This window comes from Agrobacterium sp. 10T429, assembly GCF_056393925.1.
Genome location: NZ_JBFTGV010000007.1, coordinates 1 through 14,774 on the forward strand (window position 1 = coordinate 1; position 14,774 = coordinate 14,774).

Sequence of the window (14,774 nt, forward strand, 5' to 3'; positions counted from 1 at the left end):
CACCGGTAAACAGACAAGGGCGCACTTACGACTTGCGGCGCGTTTGAGCGTTTGGTCTCCCCGTTTGCGTATCGGAGATTTCGTTTGGCGATTTATCATCTCAGCACCAAACCTGTCTCGCGGTCATCTGGCCGCAGCGCTGTCGCATCTGCCGCCTACCGTTGCGCGGTTCTTCTCGTCAATCAACGCGATGGCCTTGTGCATGACTTCACCCGCAAAGAGGGTGTGGAGCATAGTGAGATCGTGCTGCCGCAAGGCGTGTCTGCCGACTGGGCTTTGGATCGCTCGACGTTGTGGAATGCTGCCGAGTTTGCAGAAAAGCGCAAGGATGCCCGCGTCGCGCGCGAATTCGAAATCGCGCTTCCGCATGAGCTTTCGCCAGAAGGGCGACTGAAGGCTGCACGCGCCTTTGCCCAGGATCTGGCAAACCGCTACGGCGCGGCCGTGGATTTTGCAATCCATTCGCCAAGTGAGCATGGTGATATCAGGAACTACCATGCGCATGTGCTGATGACGACGCGACAGGTTGGGAAAGCCGGCCTTGGCGAGAAGACCTGTCTTGAGCACAAGAACGCACGGCTGCTGGCAAATGGCATGGCGACAACCGACATGCAGCTTCGCGATATCCGGCAGTCATGGGAAGGCATCGCCAACCGTCAGCTTCAACGCGAAGGCCTGGATGTTCGCATCGATCATCGCTCGCATGCGGAGCGCGGCCTTGAGTTATCGCCGACCGAACATATGGGCGTGCATGCGTCGCAGATGCAGCAGCAAGGAATGGCCGTCGAGCGCGGGCGGCTGGATGACGAGGCAGCACGGCAAAATGCCGAGCTGATCCGCCAAAAACCCGAACAGGTTCTGACGCTGATCAGCCATGAGAAGAGCGTGTTCGATCGCCACGACATTGCCAAAACCTTGCATCGCTACATCAATAATGACGCCCAGACATTCCAGAACGCCTTTGCATCTGTCATGGCATCACCAGCGCTCGTGGAACTTCAGCCTGAGCGCATCGATGCCGAGACAGGCGAAGTGTCCAATGCGCGCTATTCGACGCAGGACATGATCGACCTGGAACTTGGCATGGCGCGATCGGCGAACCGGTTGCATCACGCGCAGTCCCATGGCGTCGATCCTCACCATGTCGATCGAGCCATGGAGAGGAAGGATAACGCCATTCGCAAAAGCTCCAGCGGACCGTCGGCTGCGAGCGATCCGTCAGCGGGATTGTCGGACGAACAGCGTCATGCGATCGCGCATATTACAGGTCCAGAACGCATCGCCGCTGTGGTCGGGTTTGCCGGTGCTGGAAAGTCCACCATGCTGGCAGCCGCTAGCGAGGCGTGGGAGGCGCAAGGCTATCAGGTCCATGGTGCGGCACTTGCCGGAAAGGCTGCCGAGGCTCTTGAGGAAAGTTCCGGCATAGAGAGCCGCACGCTTGCGTCATGGTCTTACAGTTGGGACCATGGTCGGGATCTGATCGGTCGCGGTGACGTGTTCGTCATTGACGAGGCCGGCATGGTCGGGAGCCGGCAGCTTGCCCGGTTCATCGGAGAAGCGGAAGAGCGCGGCGCAAAGATCGTTCTTGTCGGCGACCATGAGCAGCTGCAGGCAATCGGAGCCGGTGCACCCTTCAGGGCGATTGCCGAGCAGATTGGCCATGTCGAACTTTCGGGCATTCGCCGCCAGCGCCATGATTGGCAGAGACAGGCATCGGTTGCCTTTGCGACCCACAAGACGGCCGAGGGGCTCGCCGCCTATCGCGATCACGGCGCCATCCACTTTGCGGAAAGCCGCGAGGAGGCGATGGCGCAGATTGTGCGTGATTATGTCGCCGACAGTGAGAAGCGTGCCGATGGCACCCGGGTTGCCATGGCGCATCGCCGAGCCGACGTGCGAGCCCTCAATGCCGCCATCCGCTCGGAGCTTCAAAACAGACAAAGGCTGGAGCGCAGCCCCGGGCTGGGCGCCAGTGCGGGGCGTGGGAATGGTGCGGACCGTGTGGGTGGTGAGGATGTTGGAGAACGCGTGTTCCAGACCAATAACGGCAAACGCGCCTTCGCCGCCGGTGACCGGATCATCTTCCTCGAAAACAACCGCGACCTCAAAGTGAAAAACGGCATGCTTGGCACGGTCGAGCATGTGGAGTCGGGCAAGATCATCGCCCGGCTCGATGGTCGAGGTGGCGACAGTGTCAGCATTCCGACAGACAGCTATCAGGCGATCGACCACGGCTATGCGACGACGATCCATAAAAATCAGGGGGCGACAGTCGATCGCGCCTTTGTGCTGGCGTCCCGCACCATGGATCGGCATCTGACCTATGTTGCCATGACCAGGCATCGCGACGGCGTGCAGCTCTATGCGGACATCAAGGAGTTCACCAATGCGGGCCGGCTGGTTGATCACGGCATTGCGCCCTACGAGCATCATCGCCAGGCGCGAGAAAACTATTTTGTGACGCTGGAGAATGACAAGGGCGATCAGCGCACGGTGTGGGGTGTTGATCTCAAACGGGCCATGCGAGATGCATCTCCCGCAATCGGGGACAGGATCGGGCTTCAGCATGAAGGCGCCACGCCTGTCACGCTTCCGGACGGCACGCAGGCCGAGCGCAATGCATGGCGTGTCGTCAAGGGTGACGCGTTGGCGTACCAGCAGCTGACAAACCGCCTGTCGCGTTCCGGCGCGAAGGAAGCCACGCTGGATTACATCAGCGACTTTGCCGAGCGGCGCGGGATCGCCAGCGACCAATGGATCGCAAGCGGCCAAGGGATCGGGCAAGAGTTTGGGGTGAGAAGCGAGATTGAACTTGCTTCCGCCAAAGATGAGCGTCAAGAGGTCTTGTCCCGTGCGGTCCATCTGCAACGGGAGCAGCAGGACCGGCCATCAGAACGTCAGCAGGTTTACGAGGAACGTGCCGGCGATCTGGCCGGCCCTGTTCACCGCGAAGATCAGCACAGGGCTGAGGACAACAAAGGATATCGCCGCATCCGGTGGTCCGAGCTCATCTCGCAAGACGGCACCGTCCCTGCCCCCACAGAAACTGTAGTCCAACAATCGCTGATGGAACCCGGTAAGCAAGCTCCGCTGGTGCCAGCGATCACGCGTCACGACCGCAGCATCGAAGAGGTGGCACGGGAAAGAGCGATGTCTGTCATCGACCAGAGATTCGATACGGTGGAATCTCTCGCGCGGCGCGTGTTCCGCGACCCGGTCGAGGTCGCCGCGAGATTGCGTCCCGCGATGACCGAGAAGGAAGGCAACGGAAAAATCATGGCAAAGGCCATGGCCGAGCAACCCGAGCGCTTCGGGGAGCTGCGCGGAAAGTCGGGTCTGTTCGGGAACAACAAGGAGCGGAAAGAGGCGCTGCAATATGCCAGGTCTTTGTCTGCCCATATTGGCTACGTCTCCGAGGCATGGGAGCGCCGGCTTGGCGAAGAACGTCAGAGCGAACAATGGCAGCGTGAGCAGCGCGATATCCTCGCGGTTCCCGGCCTCACGCCGCGCAGCGCCGAGATCATTGCCAAGGTGGAGAAGATGCCGGTCGAGAAGCGGAGCAAGTTCATCAAAGAGCTGCGATCGTCACCTGAGGGCCGTGCCGCGCTCGGTGAGACCAAGCTGGTGGCCGAAGCACTCACGCGGCGGTTTGGTAGTTCTGATCCTCGCAGGTTCGCCGAAGAACTCGAGACACGGACCGAGCTCGCAAAGCTGGCCGAGCAGATCACGACAATCGCCCGCATGGTGCATCGTACACGCCATGCTGAGCTAAGCCATGACGACGCGCTGAGACGGCAGCTTAACCGGTCTCAAGGGCTTGGACTGAGTCGATAGTGGGCCAATCCTCATAACTTCTTGCCTGATCGAATTCCCGTGATGGCTTAGCTTGCCAGTCCGACGCTCTTGACCGGTAACGAACCATGGACACGGTGCCTAAATTGGGTAGGGACCTCCAAATTCTGGAATTTGGCTCGAGTAGACGTCAGGTGCGGCACCAAAGCAGAATTGTCKACCTTTCCTGAGACTTCGTCTTCATTTTGTATCCCGCGAAGGTGTTTCTGGCATTTCCCGAAGCGTAAGGAATGTCGCATCTTGGTCGTCGTGAAGCTTCTGCGCACTTCCTGACACCCCCTCGTTGGTCCGCCACGCGCCACGCCTACCGAGGTTCTTCAGTAAGTCGGGAAATGCTCTTAGCCCTTCGAACTGATCCCGGTCATCCTGTTTAAGGATATTTATAGAGGGCAGATGGGGGGCGGAGATCATATACCGCGAACTATGAAACTGGAAAAATGCCTTCGGATCTGCAAGCCGTTGCGATCCTGCAGCGAATATCAACGTGCATGCGGACTGACACCTCGCATCGGCTGCGACGCGCACTTCCAGATTGTTTTTGGCAATTTCGGCCGCAATTAGTTTTGCGGCATCGATGTCTCCACCGCGTGAATCAAGAAATACCGGCAGTGCCCGATGTCGAGTATCGCCATCATAAACCGTTGCCCACTCAATAGGGCTGTGGGAACTGATGGGTCCGCTAATCACGATACCTTCGTCAGTGCGAAAGATAGTGCCCCCATCAATGGGTGATACCTGCTTCCCCTCCAGGTCTGCAAGGCCGCCCCAAACAGCATACATGCATCCAAGAGTGGACGAGACGCCCACGAATACTACGCTCACCCAACGCAGGATGGAAAATTTGCGTTTGCTCGCAGACACGATCATTACCGCAAGAACGATGACTAGGATGCAAGCGACGCTCAAAACTGAACGAAAAAAGTAAACGACAACTCCTGTGACAGTAAATGTCAGAGCAAAAGCTATAAAGTTGGCCACAAAGCGTTTTTCAAAATCAGCATCATAAGTGTTCATTGGTCTGGTTTTTTAGAAATCCTAAGAAATGAGTACTATGTGGCCGCAGGCTCGGTATTGATCCGATACCGTTACGAACACTCTTGGAGCGCTCTCACTATAAGCCGCATATTAATTTTTTTCGTATAACGTCGATATGTTGGTCGCCATCTACAATTTGGGTACCGACCGCCGGTTTCGAAATACCTCGCCCTCTATTTCAATCGATGTGACCGGCCGCGCGGAGAATAGCTGCTTCGTGTTCGTTCGCGGGGGTTACACTAATGAACTCGTCGGGCGTCACTGGGCCAAGATTTAGTTGTTCGATTAGATCGCGATCCTTGGAGCCCCAGAGAATTGCGATACCCTCCGCCGCAAGTATATCGCGCGCACCGCCATTCCGGCGGATCCGCTTCATATAGTCATGCTGCTGCGCTATAGCTTGAACTTGGTTGCGAGAAATCGGTCTTTTCTGCACCGTTTTGAACAATCTCGCGAGCCTCGCAGTACCGGATGCCGGAGACATAATCGCCTCTCTATCGGCAGAAGATAGTACTTCCCAGAAATTCGGGGGATATGGATGGTCACGTAGAATCCACCAGATTGACCGGTGGTGCTCTGCCCTGATCTGCCGCTTTGAATCCTTGTTGGTACTTATGCTCAGGTATTCCGGCCGGCACACCACGATACCCACATCGCAGCGAGCTGATTTCTCATTCGTCCTCAGGAGCAACGCGGGATGTCCGATGCTTTCAGTCGGGATCATCCACGATCGACCAGTCGTGTTTTTGATGTCGACCTCTACTCCGTTCACCATTAGATCGAGCAGGTTTCCCTTGGGAAGCTTTAGATAGTCCCTAATTAGTATTTCGACCTTGGTGCCGATATATGTCTTTTCTGTTTTCTCGGTCTCCTCAAGCGTGAAGCGGTTAGTCCGGGGCGCGTCGATCACTTCATCGTAAGCTTGCCGGAAAAGAGCGGGCACCTTCTCAGCAAACGTGTCGAACCCACCACCCTGACGAATTATCGCCGTGACAATGGAAGTGAGAAGCGCGAAGTCAGCGTGTGTCGAATCGAGCGGTAACTGAGACATGCCGGCAAATATGGCTCGGCACGGTTTCTGAGCTGTTAATCCTTCTCGCTACTGCATCAAATCGGTTCGTGAATCCAACCAGGCCAATCAAGTCGCGAGGTCGAATGGCAGGTCGGAAATATCACGGATGCGCTTTCCGAGGATCATCGTCTTCAACATTTCGGCCGCATCCTCGAATGAATTCTCAGCAACCGCCTCCTGAAGCTCAGGCAGTGCGATGTGATAGACGCAATCTATATCTCCGGTGCCCAAGGCAAGGGACGCAAGGCGGTTTGGTGTCGGTTCGGCCGTAACGACTACGATATGAGGGACGCGTCCTTTCCGGTTTCTAACAAGATTGAGAGCTTCTGATCTGGCGTTCTGGGCGCGATCCGATCGCAGGGTCCATTTACAGGATATACTAGCGTGTAAGATTGGAAGAGCGCTGTTCTTCAGCCTCAACGTTGTCAGTCGCGACACATCATCATCGACGAGAAATTCGTAGGCGTTGATCTGCTCATCCGTCAACGGCGAGCGCAGGATCATCACATCAGGTTTGATAATGTAGTCCATCCCTATGGCTACCGCGAGCTCTGGATTGGTGGCAGCCAAGTCATTCAGCGAAGCTAAGTGTGAATACTGGTCTGCTTCGGCGATTGCCAATCGCCGGCTGCCCTTTATTACGGTAAAGGCACCAGGTCTAATAATTCCCAGCCGCGGCAATGTCTGCTCAACGTACTTGCCTACGACCTCCTCGAACTTGCTCCCTGCCATTTGGCCTGCCATTCGAGCCCCAACTACTTCGTCACCTAGCCTCCCAATGATTCCTTTTGCAATCTTCACGCTCTGGTTTGAGTCCTTGTCAGCGATTGAAGGATTGCCGTTCCCGTCGATATAGAGAATCTTGCTGTCGAACAGTGCCGCGTGGAAAGCCTTCCGGGCGTCCACGAAATAGGCTTGAGAAGTAGTCACGCTCAAACCGCAACAGCCCCATAAACTGAACGGGCCTCCATCGCGTCGCGAACCTTCTCGGCAACAGCCTTTGCAACAGGCGGCGGGAAGGCGTTCCCAACCTGACGGTATGCCGCTGTCTTCCTGCCATGAAAATGCCAGGCATCATCGAAGCCTTGAATGCGCGCAGCCATTCGCACAGTTAGACGCGGCATCCCAACGAAATCGCGAGAAGGTGCCTCGTCAGCAATGCCCATCCCATCGACGCCGAGCGTTGCCCACGCCCTCTTCGCGCGTGTGGGGCCGAGGTCAGGGCCGCCGTGCTTCTTACTTCCCCCAACCAAAGTGGGCGCCACGTCATTCGCCCGTTTACCCCAAGCCTTTGCTCCTTTCCAGCCGTTTACCCCCATCAGGTCCACCAGAGTCTCGCCGACGGTTGGAGCATCGGCCGGGGATGGCGCAGGCCATTCAAAACGGTCTTTAATGTCGTCACGAAGAGCAACGATGATCACGCGCGGGCGGAGCTGCGGCACACCGTAGTCGCTGGCGTTGAACAGACGCCAGTGGGCCTCGTAACCGAGCTTCTTCAATTCACCGCGGATAAACCCACGGTAGTCCTCAAAAACCGCGCCCAAGAAGCCCCGAACATTCTCGATCATCACCGCTTTGGGGCGTGTCTCATTTACGAGGCGGATGGCAGCCGGGAACAGGTTGCGCTCGTCTTTGTCCCCCAATTGCTTTCCCGCTATGGAAAACGGAGGGCACGGCAAACCGCCAGCAAGGAGATCAATGCCCTTGTAATTGGTACCATCGAACAGCGTCAGGTCTTCCTCATGTACGGTCCATTCCTTGCGGTTCAGTCTGAGGGTCGCACAGCAGTCGCGGTCGATTTCCACGACGCCGGCATGCTCGAAACCCGCGAGCTCAAGGCCGCGTGCCTGACCGCCCGCCCCCGCGCACATCTCAAGTGAGGAAAAAGACATTGGGGCCTCCGCATCAGAACAAAACAAGAACAAAAATCTAATAGCATGCCACACGAGTGAGCGCAACCAGCTCATTCGTGTGGTTATTTGTATAAGCTTTCCTGAAACTAAACCTGGGGAACAGAGCAAGAATCCACAGAATTACTTCACTGAAGGAACCGCTCGATCCGATCCCTCACAGCGTCTATGTCACGAAGCTCACATTCCCAAATAACGAGAACGGCCCAGCCCGCCTCCGTCAAAAGCGCCAGGTTTCTCTGATCTCGCTCGACGTTACGATCCATCTTCGGACCCCAATACGCCTTGTTCGATTTGGCTTCTGATCGGGCTTCCCAGCACGTTGGGTCATATCGAAGGTGAGCATGCCAGTAGCAGCCGCGGACTTCGACAATTTTTCGCTTCGGCCCAAAGGTAATATCGGGTTTTCCAGGGAGGTCCTTTCTATGTAAACGATAGCGATATCCCAGAGAATGAAGCAGCTTCCTGACTACTAATTCTGGCTTCGTATTCTTGGAGCGGATGCGAGACATCACGCTGCTTCGCTGCTTACTCGTTTCTGCCATGAGAATTCTCCTAACCCGCCCGAGAGCTGGTGCGGCATACTATGACGAAATTTCATCACTTTCGTGCGTGCGCTTGGACGGTGACCGTTGTGAGCGAGCTGATCGTCTCCATAAACGCAGCCCGGCCCACGTTACCGCATCGGCTGGTGAAACGGTATCATTCGACGGCGGCAGGTGCCGTTCTCGCAAGCATGGAAACCGATATAGTCCTGGGTTTGGAACAGGTCCGTTTGGCCCTCGTAGTCGTCAGGTGCCAATCGGCGAGGGTTCCATTGGCCTAGAGCTAGTAGTCCATGATCTTGAAAAAGAGATCTTCATCCTCGTCGTCCTCGCCGTACCAGCTCGATGTGTCGATCCGGGCGTTAGCGTTTTCAAATTGGCTTATGTTTCCGACAGGTGCCGTAGTCGTCATGCGGAAAGGGAAATCGGTACTGATCTCGGCTCCCATATCGTTGCGAAAATCGCTTTTGGATCCATACGAAAGATCAACGTAGACCTGGCCGGAAACCGCGTAAGTGATGAGAGCTGGGCCGATAGCGACCACTTCGAACTTCTCGATCTGGACCGCATCGACGCTCGAGCAGGTCGAGAGGATGTCTATTTCGTTATAGACATCATGGGTGAAAACTTCGAGAGCGTGTTCGTCGACGCCATTCTTGACAGCTCGTCGAAGGCTCGTGCGGCAGTCACCGAGAATCTCGAAAAACTCGAGAAAGGTGGCAACGGCTCCGCAGGCAAAAGCTTCTGCCTCGTCGGCGTCCACCTTCAGCGTATCCGGGCGAACGTGGGTATATTTACTGAGCCCGTCGACGACCTTTCGAACGTCGACATCAATCTCCGCGGTATCGACCTGAAGCGTTGCGATCGCAGCATCTGTCATCCCACCTTGAATGGCGAACTTGACGCGCTGCCGGCGGGTCGGCCGGCCGTCCAGTGTCTCCACCACGAACCAACTGGAGGATTTGACGTCATCGTCAGCTGCAAGGGTTGAGAGGGTATGACCGATCAACTCGCGAATTCCTGTCGAGAACTGCGACAGGCGAAGAGGATTGTCGAGCGCCTTGTATGCCATCAACGAGCCTTTGAGGACTTCCCTGGAGAACTCATCGAGGAGCATGTCGTTCAGGTAACCGCTGAGAACGTCCAATTCGGATGGCTGTGATTGTGCTTCGCTCATATTGCAATCTATAAAGCGAATTTCCTAACCACATGCCATTGGAAAATGCGCAAATCGCGATTTTAGCCACGCTCGCTCCACTATCGTGTTGCTCCTTCATAGCTTTATACGAAGAAGTTCGGGCCAGAGGGCCGAAGTTCAGCGATACTTATCTATCGTGGCTTTCGCCAATTGACGAAACCTATACCAGCCAGTTAGAACGTGAAAAAAGAAGTTCCACAAGAATTAGTTGTTTTAATGGCGCATCGACAGAGACGTTCGAGGGGATGATCGGAATAGATTTGTTTGCCGGCGGAGGCGGCCTGACGCTCGGCGCCACTCTTTCTGGCATCGACGTAAGAGCGGCCGTTGAAAACCATCCTTCGGCGTGCCTAACTTACCAGACTAACCATCCCAGTACGACCATGATCGCGACCGACATCACGAAGGTCGAATCCATAGACCTTGGTCATCGCGACAAACCCGTTGTTTTGTTCGGCGGTCCACCATGCCAGGGATTTTCAACGTCAAACCAGCGCACTCGTCATGCCGGTAACCCAAAAAATTGGCTGTTCCGGGAGTTTTTACGCGTGGTCGGCGCGGTCAAGCCAGAATGGGTGGTGTTCGAAAACGTTGCGGGCATTCTTCAAACGGACGGTGGACGCTTCGCCGAATCCTTTCGGGAGGAACTTGCTGGGATGGGATACAACATCGCGTTCGGAGTGCTTAATGCAGCTGACTTCGGATGCCCGCAGAAGCGGTCCCGCTACATTCTCATCGGGTCTTTGAACGCCACGCCACACCTTCCGACGCCTGCCGCTTCCTCCACGCCCCCGACATTATGGGAAGCTATCGGCGATCTCCCCGAACTGGTCAATGGGGCCATGGAGGATGTCCTGACGTACAGGCAGGCGCCGCTGTCAGACTACGCCAGGACATTACGCGCAGATCTGGAGCTGTGCACCGGCCATCTGGTCAGTCGGAATGCCGATTTGATCGTCGCCCGCTATCGCCACATACCCCAGGGCGGCAATTGGCAGAACATCCCCGGCATGATGCGCGACCCGGTGACCGACCGCCGCCGCTACCATTCTGGAATATACAAGCGCCTCGTTCAGAACGCGCCATCTGTTGTAATCGGAAACTTTCGCAAGAGCATGCTAATCCACCCGACACAGGACAGGGGCCTTTCCGTCCGCGAGGCCGCCCGGATCCAGAGCTTCCCGGATCGCTACCGCTTCTGCGGTTCCATCGGCTTCCAGCAGCAGCAAGTAGGAAACGCCGTGCCTCCGATCCTCGCTAAAGCCGTTTTCGATTGCGTCGTGGCTATTTCCAGCCAGATAGGAGGGCGATAGTATGCCCGTACAAATCTCACTCGACTCCGAACTGGAAAAGCGGCTGCAGAAGTGCGCCCAGTCGACGTCCAAGTTTCCACTTCGAAGCGGTAAGTACTACGAAAACTACGTCGCGATAAAACAGCGCCTCGCGGAAAAGTACTATTCGGTGACGGCTTCCGCACTCGCGCAGCAGGGTGATCGATACACCAAGCACGATATCGGCCACGTGGACGATGTGATCGACACCGCCGGACGCATGCTTGGCTTCGACACGGACCCTGCGGCCGCGGCCAAGTTACTGGAACCATACKAGGTGTTTGTGCTCTTGGTGGCGATCCTTCTGCACGACGCAGGGAACGCGATAGCGAGGGTCGGACACGAGCAGCAGGCCGGACAGATTCTGCGCGAGGTTGGTGCCGCTGCCAATCTAAGCCAGCTCGAGCACCGCATCATCGCCTCCATCGCCCAATCGCACGGCGGCGTCGTGGGCAATGGGAACAAGGATACGATCACCGAGCTGATCGGCCATCCCAAACCAAACATCGGCAAAGTCACAGTGCGCGCTCGTCTTCTTGCCGCGCTTCTGCGGTTGGCTGATGAACTAAGCGAGAATTTCAACCGCGCTGACGAGGTAGCAATCGAGACCGAAGACACGCCAGCATTGTCGATGCTTGCGAACCTTTACTGCAAGGCGATCAATACGAGTATCGACCACGCTGGAAAGTCGATCACCCTGACCTACGACGTCGAGACTGAGCTTTTGCCACGGATCTTCAAGGTTCCGAACGGCAAGGGCGGCGTCGAGGACGTCATGTTCATCGACTACATCGCCTCCCGCCTTGAAAAGTGTGAAAGCGAGAGAAGATACTGCAACCGCTTCCTGGTCGGGGTTGCAGGCTACGACAGGTTGAGGGCGAACCTCCTGATCCTCGATAACCACAGGGAGATTGACAACGTCGCGGTCGATCTCGAAGAAGCGGGCTATCCCGGAATGACGAAAAGTGTAAAGGATCTTGAGCCGCGATTTGATGGACGCAAGTTGCTTGACGAACATTGCCTTACGGTCCAGAAGGAGCAAGCGTCGTGAGCAGAAATCCGTTCGGAGTTCAAAATCCAGAGCATGTCGATGCTGAGTACATCGCGCGAAACTTCGTCGAAGTCTGGACTGACTTTCCTCGGCTTAAGGAGCACAGCAACACGTTCGTACATGGCGCGCGCGGGACCGGAAAAAGCATGCTCTTGCGAAGCCTGGAACCCAAGGTGATGATCCTCAAGCAAGAGGCGTCACAACTAAAAGAGCTTCCGTTTCTTGCTGTTCACGTCCCTCTTCGGACCGCGGACTTCGGCGCGCCCGAATTCGACCGGTACAAGGGCTATACTGTCAACGCCATCGGCGAGCATCTTCTGGTGATGCACATCGTGCTAAGGGTCGCTCAGCTCTTGAGCAACTTCAACGTCGAAATATCGGAGACATCCACGCTCGCGTTCCGAGACAGGTTCGAGATCCTGTTCAAGATCGCGGGCGGGACCATCGCACAAGAGACGGCGATTTCCAACTCTGAGGATATCTCGCCGTTCGACTACGTCGCCGCGATCTGCGAGCGGGACATCTTCGAAGTGCGCCAGTACCTGGTTCGTCAGCCGTTCAAAATGACCGAGCCGGACTATCCCGGTGCGCTCGCTGGCTTCCTCGATATGCTCGTGCCGCTCGCGCGCGAGATCAAGAAGATGGATGGGTTGCCGAACGTCCCCCTTTTTGTAATGCTGGACGACGCCGACAACTTGCCGATTCCTCTTCAGAGAGTTTTGAATTCGTGGGTGTCGACGCGAAGCACCGGCGACATATGCCTGAAGGTAACCACCCAGCTTGCGTACGCAACGATGCGCACACTCGACAATCGTATCATTGAAAGTCCGCATGACTACTCTGAAGTCAATCTGACGGCTGTCTACACGTCGGCTCTCGACACATATAGCGGGCGCCTTAGAGAGATCATTGCAAAGCGCCTTATAAACGCAGGGATAGAAGCCACGGTTGACGATTTCTTTCCGGTCGACCTGGAGCAGGAGAAACGCCTGAAGGCGATTTCCGCCGAGATAATCGAAGAACATGCGAAAGCGAATGCAGAGTCGGACGGTCAGATAGGCGCTGCGAGAGTTCGCGATGAAACGCGGCGCTACGCCGTGCCTCGCCTCATGCGGGAGATTTCGGGTTCGTCCAAGTCCTCCCACACTTTTAGCTATTCCGGATTTCGATCGCTGGTAGACCTCTCGTCAGGCGTAGTGCGTTGGTTCCTCGAACCGGCCAGCCGGATGTACGACCAAGTCATCAGCGAAAGCGCCGAAGGGAAAGGAAAGGTGACCGTCATTCCGGTCCCTGTCCAGGACACCGTCATCAGGGAATGGTCTGCGGAATTCCTTGAGCCGCTGACGAGACAGTCGTCCGAAATATCAGATACGCAGAAGGATCTCAGCGAAGGGATCGAAAGCCTGCATGCCGACGGCCATGAAACCGTTCTGTATGAAAAGCTCGGCAACCTGATAGAGGGCTTGGGAAGGCTATTTCGAGGTAAGTTGCTGGACGAGAACGCCCGGGAACAGAGGGTGTTCTCGGTGATCTTACGCGATCGCCCCAAGCCGGAATTGGAACGGGTGCTGAACCTCGGAGTGCGTCTCGGCTACCTGCAAAGGTCGGACTATGCGGCAAAGGAAGCTCTAGGGGGGCGGCGCCCCAGGTTCATTCTCGCACGCCGGCTGGGTCCCCATTACAAACTGGATATATCGGGATACGCCGCGCATCTCTCCGTCATGTCAAACGACCTTGAACTCGCGATGCGCAGCCCGTCCGACTTCGTAAAGGTGCGCCTGAAGCAGGATGGCTCGGCCATCAAGCAGTTCAGCCTAGATTTGGACGGGGGCGGCCATGATAATTGACACGACCGAGATCAGCACCTCGATATGGACGAAGCCAGCGCCACTGATAGCGCGACTGAGCTTCGAGGAACGCTCTGCTATCGTGTCCGAAGCTGCTACGCCGGGAATGTGCCGTCGCGGCATACTTTTCGTCTCGAAGGGACGCAGCGACCTTGCACAGCGCCGTGTGGAGGCCGTTACTAGACGCCATCCTGCGCTCACTGTTGTCGAGTTGTGCACAGACGATCCGCTCGGCACGGCCATGAACATCCATGACGCCTTGAACTCTGTAAGTTTGGTCGATGCGATCATCGATGTCACAGCATTTCGGCGCGAAGAACTTTTGATGCTGCTGCAGGTTCTCCGCAGCATCGACAGCTCAAAACGCCGGAATTGCCGGCTAGTATACGTCGCTGCGGGAAAGATGGCCGACCCTCTTTCCGGCAAAGTAACCCAATGCCGGTCAGTCGTAGGCTACGCTGGCGAGATCTGGCCAAGGCGGCCCACGACGCTGGTAGTTCTGATGGGATTCGAAATCCCCAGGGCTCGTGCGATCATCGAAGCTTACGAACCGAGATATCTTGTCTTGGGGAGAGGGCGGAAGTCTGAATCGATCAGCGACGAGCTATCCGAGAAGAACGACGCCTTCTTTAAGGAACTAGCATCGAACTACTCGAACATTGAGCACACGTTCGAATTTTCTGCGCGCAATCCTTTAATGGTCGCGGACGAACTCGGAGCTGCGATACCTTCGGCGGTAAAATCGAATGTCGTCGTAGCCCCGCTTCACACGAAACTTTCGACGATCGGCGTCGGGCTTTTTGCCCAACGCAAGACCGACGTGCAGGTTTGTTACGCAGAGGTCGGCGCCTACAACGAAGAGGCCTATTCGACAGTCGGCACGAAGACTTACATTCTTTCGCTGACTGAATTGTTCAGCCAACGTCGGTGATC

Annotated in this window: 11 protein-coding genes; 5 read left to right on the plus strand and 6 right to left on the minus strand. The window is 56.3% G+C overall.

Going from position 1 to position 14,774, the window contains the following annotated elements:
• Positions 1-84: 84 nt before the first annotated feature.
• Positions 85-3,834: a Ti-type conjugative transfer relaxase TraA gene (gene traA / locus AC1DCP_RS16460; protein ID WP_476774450.1), complete on the plus strand. Its 3,750-nt coding sequence runs from the start codon at positions 85-87 to the stop codon at positions 3,832-3,834.
• A gap of 198 nt (positions 3,835-4,032) precedes the next feature.
• On the opposite strand, the gene AC1DCP_RS16465 is transcribed toward traA, so the two are convergent.
• The 6 genes from AC1DCP_RS16465 to AC1DCP_RS16490 all read right to left on the minus strand — a co-directional run bounded on the left by AC1DCP_RS16465 (position 4,033) and on the right by AC1DCP_RS16490 (position 9,591).
• The gene (locus AC1DCP_RS16465) at positions 4,033-4,866 is read right to left on the minus strand and encodes a hypothetical protein (RefSeq protein ID WP_476774451.1); all 834 of its coding nucleotides are present in this window, start codon (positions 4,864-4,866) and stop codon (positions 4,033-4,035) included.
• A gap of 199 nt (positions 4,867-5,065) precedes the next feature.
• Positions 5,066-5,938, minus strand: coding sequence for a NaeI family type II restriction endonuclease (locus AC1DCP_RS16470; protein ID WP_476774452.1), 873 nt, complete (start codon positions 5,936-5,938; stop codon positions 5,066-5,068).
• A gap of 87 nt (positions 5,939-6,025) precedes the next feature.
• On the minus strand, positions 6,026-6,889 hold the full coding sequence (locus AC1DCP_RS16475; RefSeq protein WP_476774510.1) for an NgoMIV family type II restriction endonuclease: 864 nt from the start codon (positions 6,887-6,889) through the stop codon (positions 6,026-6,028).
• Between the two features lie 2 nt (positions 6,890-6,891).
• A complete protein-coding gene (locus AC1DCP_RS16480) occupies positions 6,892-7,851 on the minus strand; it encodes a DNA cytosine methyltransferase (RefSeq protein ID WP_476774453.1) in 960 nt (319 codons plus the stop codon).
• Between the two features lie 146 nt (positions 7,852-7,997).
• Positions 7,998-8,414 (minus strand): very short patch repair endonuclease, encoded by a 417-nt coding sequence (locus AC1DCP_RS16485; RefSeq protein ID WP_476774454.1) that lies wholly within the window; start codon positions 8,412-8,414, stop codon positions 7,998-8,000.
• A gap of 283 nt (positions 8,415-8,697) precedes the next feature.
• A complete protein-coding gene (locus AC1DCP_RS16490) occupies positions 8,698-9,591 on the minus strand; it encodes a pPIWI-associating nuclease domain-containing protein (protein WP_476774455.1) in 894 nt (297 codons plus the stop codon).
• Between the two features lie 32 nt (positions 9,592-9,623).
• Here AC1DCP_RS16490 and AC1DCP_RS16495 point away from each other — a divergent pair, with 32 nt between their 5' ends.
• From AC1DCP_RS16495 to AC1DCP_RS16510, 4 genes are read left to right on the plus strand one after another with little or no spacing between them, the layout of a single operon-like run.
• Positions 9,624-10,925 carry a DNA cytosine methyltransferase gene (locus AC1DCP_RS16495; RefSeq protein ID WP_476774456.1) on the plus strand — a complete coding sequence of 434 codons (1,302 nt, stop codon included), beginning with the start codon at positions 9,624-9,626 and terminating at the stop codon, positions 10,923-10,925.
• A gap of 1 nt (position 10,926) precedes the next feature.
• The gene (locus AC1DCP_RS16500; protein WP_476774457.1) at positions 10,927-11,994 is read left to right on the plus strand and encodes an HD domain-containing protein; all 1,068 of its coding nucleotides are present in this window, start codon (positions 10,927-10,929) and stop codon (positions 11,992-11,994) included.
• Complete coding sequence (locus tag AC1DCP_RS16505) at positions 11,991-13,841, plus strand: ORC-CDC6 family AAA ATPase (protein WP_476774458.1); 1,851 nt, start codon at positions 11,991-11,993, stop codon at positions 13,839-13,841. The genes AC1DCP_RS16500 and AC1DCP_RS16505 overlap by 4 nt, the downstream gene beginning before the upstream one ends.
• Complete coding sequence (locus tag AC1DCP_RS16510) at positions 13,831-14,772, plus strand: hypothetical protein (protein WP_476774459.1); 942 nt, start codon at positions 13,831-13,833, stop codon at positions 14,770-14,772. The genes AC1DCP_RS16505 and AC1DCP_RS16510 overlap by 11 nt, the downstream gene beginning before the upstream one ends.
• The last annotated feature ends 2 nt before the right edge of the window (positions 14,773-14,774 follow it).

What these genes read in the sequence shown, in the direction of transcription:
- AC1DCP_RS16465 (WP_476774451.1), bottom strand. Translation starts at nt 4,866, where the DNA reads ATGAACACTTATGATGCTGATTTTGAAAAACGCTTTGTGGCCAACTTT.
- AC1DCP_RS16470 (WP_476774452.1), bottom strand. Translation starts at nt 5,938, where the DNA reads ATGTCTCAGTTACCGCTCGATTCGACACACGCTGACTTCGCGCTTCTC.
- AC1DCP_RS16480 (WP_476774453.1), bottom strand. Translation starts at nt 7,851, where the DNA reads ATGTCTTTTTCCTCACTTGAGATGTGCGCGGGGGCGGGCGGTCAGGCA.
- AC1DCP_RS16485 (WP_476774454.1), bottom strand. Translation starts at nt 8,414, where the DNA reads ATGGCAGAAACGAGTAAGCAGCGAAGCAGCGTGATGTCTCGCATCCGC.
- AC1DCP_RS16490 (WP_476774455.1), bottom strand. Translation starts at nt 9,591, where the DNA reads ATGAGCGAAGCACAATCACAGCCATCCGAATTGGACGTTCTCAGCGGT.
- AC1DCP_RS16495 (WP_476774456.1), top strand. Translation starts at nt 9,624, where the DNA reads ATGCCATTGGAAAATGCGCAAATCGCGATTTTAGCCACGCTCGCTCCA.
- AC1DCP_RS16510 (WP_476774459.1), top strand. Translation starts at nt 13,831, where the DNA reads ATGATAATTGACACGACCGAGATCAGCACCTCGATATGGACGAAGCCA.